A 2,808-nucleotide genomic window follows, 5' to 3' on the forward strand; every position below is an offset into this window, starting at 1 on the left:
GTGCGGGCCGGTCCCTGAGATGACCCCAGAGATCGTCGATTGCGCGGACAATTTTTTTGAGTTCGCGGGCAAGTTTTTCGAGTTTGGCCCGGTTATATAGCGTGATCACTATGATAGTGGTGATGCCGACGACCACTTGCAGGCCCAGATTCTCCGCGGCGCTGGGCAGCTGCGTGAGCAACTGGTGGTGCAGATCCTGCATACTGACGTCGACTCTGACCTCACCGACGATCTTACCGTCGGTGTCGCGCAGCGGAACCTCGGCGCGCACGGACGACCCCAGGCTCCCGGACCCGCGACTGACAGTCTCCTGTTCGTGGAGGGCGCCCGAGGGGTCGGCGCTGACCGGTTTGCCGATGTTCTTCGGATCGAGATCGGAGCAGCGGATACCCCGGCTGTTGATGACGACCACGGACTGCGCTCCTGTGAGGCGCCGGGCCTGTTCGGCGAGGGCCTGCACCTCCCCCGCGGGATCCTTCCCCATGACCGCCCGGGCCAGGAGCGGGTCGGATGCCACCGCACGCGCGATCTCAAGCGCTCCCTGCTGGGTCTGGTGGACAAGGTCGGTGTACAGCTTCAGGTCGGTCAGTCCACTCCCGATGCACAGCACGAGCAGTAGGGAGACGACGCGCATAGGTACTGCCCCTAGTGGTGGATCGAGGTGGATGGTTCGACAGGCCGTAAGCGTAGGCCGACCGGCATGAGCGGCGCCCCGAGTCGCGAACCGGAAGGCACGACGCACATCGCCCGATGGTGCCCGAAGATCCGTCCGCGCCGTCGTACGACGAGCTCGCGGCGCTGGTCGTGACACAGGCCGCGGCGCTCGCCGAGGCGCTGGCGAGGCTGGCCGGGACCGAGGCCGCGCTGGAGCGGGCGAACAGGGAGATCGAGGCGCTGCGCGCCCAGACCGGGAAGAACTCGAAGAACTCCCCGAAGCCACCGAGTTCGGACGGGCTGGCCAAGCCGGACGCGCCGAAGTCGCTGCGCACGAAGAGCAACCGCAGCCCCGGTGGGCAGGACGGGCACCCCGGCTCGACGCTTGCGATGACCGCCACCCCGACCCGGACGGTGGCCCACGAGCCGCCGGCGTGCGCAGGCTGTGGGGGGACGGCAACGGCCTGGTAGATAGCCTTTCTGCGCCGGGGTGGGGGTGGTGGTCCGGGTAACCGTGCCGGCGGGGCCGGCCAGGGTGACCTGCATGATCCGGCCGGTCTGGCGGCGGATGGCGAGCCATGTTTGCCCGGACCGGCGTTCGGCGGCCCGGGGGAGGAGCAGGGCGAGCCAGCAGGGCAGGACATGGGCGCGGATGCGGTGTTCGAGCCGGTGGAACAGGAGCTCGGCCTTCGCCTTCGCCCGGTCGAGGGCCAGCCGGCCGGTCGCGGTCCCGGCGGCGCTGCTCGCCGGTGCGGGCCAGCTCCTCGTCTGTGCAGAATGCGCAAAAAGCTATCTATCTACGAAACTTGCTAGTTTTCCGGCTCGTTCGTAGCATTCACTGCTGTGCGATCTGCGTTCCAGCCCCACGGGGGTGACATGCCGCCGCCGGCGGTTTCTTTCGCCGTGGCCGGCGGCCCCTCGTTGCCGGTCCTGATGCGCAGAATGCGCAAAAAAGTCATTTATTCACGAAACTTGCCAACTTGCCGGCTAGTCCGTAACGTTTTCGAAGGCGGCAAGGCCTACCGGTCGGAAGACCTACGACCAGCGTGTAAGAGAGGTGGAATAATCATGAACAGCGCAGGCAGCTCGGATCCATTGGGCCATCCCGATGCGCATGGTTTCCTGCCGAACGCTCTGGGAGTGTGGCGGCTCGACTCGTTCGACATCACCAACCGTAACGGAAATGTTCTCGAGAGGCCCATGGGTGCCCAGCCGGGCGGCCTACTGGTCTACTGGGAAGACGGCTACATGTCCGTGCACATCTGCGACCCGCGGGATGGCACCGCGGTCTCTGAACGCAGGGATGGATCGCGTGTCGATGTCGAGTCGATCTCCATGAGCACCTCGTTCTTTGGGTACTGCGGGTCTTACCACCTAGCTGGCAGGCAGGTCATTCACCGGGTGCGGGCAGCATCTGTTCCCAGGTGGATCGGAGAGGACCTGGTTCGTGATTTCACGCTGCAAGGGGACACCTTGACACTGTCTTGCCCGGCGCAGGAGGACGAGGACGCCTCGGACATCCGGGTCCCACGCCTGACGTGGAGGCGAGTCCGGCCCGCGGAATCTCCGGAAGGTGCGACCGTCGCCCCATCGCGGCCACCGCTGGACGGCAGGTAGAAATTCTGTCATGACGGGCGCACACGCTGACCGCACCGATTTGAGCCGGCGCGCACTATCCGTTGGTCTTCCTGCTGGTCGATTCAGCGATCGGGCCCGGGACGAAGATCGGAATGATCGAATGTCGGTCGTGTTCCTGCACGTCAACGCGGGATCGGCGGCAAGAGAAGGGGTGCGCGAACAGTGGACAAAGTCGTCGCAAGTGCAGCTAAGGCGATCGACGATATCCGTGACGGAGCATCGTTGGCGGTGGGTGGGTTCGGGGTGTGCGGCATCCCGAGCACGCTGATCGAGGCGTTGCTGAACGCCGATGTCACCGATCTCGAAATCGTCAGTAACAACTGTGGGGTCGACGGCTGGGGGCTGGGTGTGCTCCTGGACGCCGGCCGTATCCATCGCCTGATCGGATCCTATGTGGGGGAGAACAGGGAGTTCGAGCGGCAGTTCCTCGGCGGGGAATTGGAGGTCGAGCTCATTCCCCAGGGGACGCTGGCCGAACGGCTGCGGGCCGGCGGGGCGGGGATCCCGGCTTTCTAC

4 protein-coding genes are annotated in these 2,808 nt (G+C 65.6%); 3 read left to right on the forward strand and 1 reads right to left on the reverse strand.

Features of this window, described 5'->3' with window-relative positions:
* Window positions 1-634: hypothetical protein (locus tag AC08OV_RS23395; RefSeq protein ID WP_476620329.1), on the reverse strand; the 634-nt coding region annotated here is incomplete at its 3' end.
* 116 nt (window positions 635-750) lie between these two features.
* Here AC08OV_RS23395 and AC08OV_RS23400 point away from each other — a divergent pair.
* The 3 genes from AC08OV_RS23400 to AC08OV_RS23410 form a co-directional block, all read left to right on the forward strand.
* Complete coding sequence (locus tag AC08OV_RS23400; RefSeq protein ID WP_476616207.1) at window positions 751-1,125, forward strand: DUF6444 domain-containing protein; 375 nt, start codon at window positions 751-753, stop codon at window positions 1,123-1,125.
* A 597-nt stretch (window positions 1,126-1,722) separates the two neighbouring features.
* A complete protein-coding gene (locus AC08OV_RS23405) occupies window positions 1,723-2,271 on the forward strand; it encodes a lipocalin-like domain-containing protein (protein WP_476620330.1) in 549 nt (182 codons plus the stop codon).
* Window positions 2,272-2,454: 183 nt separating this feature from the next.
* On the forward strand, window positions 2,455-2,808 hold a 354-nt coding region (locus AC08OV_RS23410; protein ID WP_476620331.1), incomplete at its 3' end, for a CoA transferase subunit A.

The sequence above is a fragment of the Frankia sp. CeTa3Moorea genome, from assembly GCF_978021225.1.

Excerpts from the sequence above, each read along its gene's own strand:
- AC08OV_RS23405 (WP_476620330.1), top strand. The coding sequence starts at position 1,723 with ATGAACAGCGCAGGCAGCTCGGATCCATTGGGCCATCCCGATGCGCAT.
- AC08OV_RS23400 (WP_476616207.1), top strand. The coding sequence starts at position 751 with ATGGTGCCCGAAGATCCGTCCGCGCCGTCGTACGACGAGCTCGCGGCG.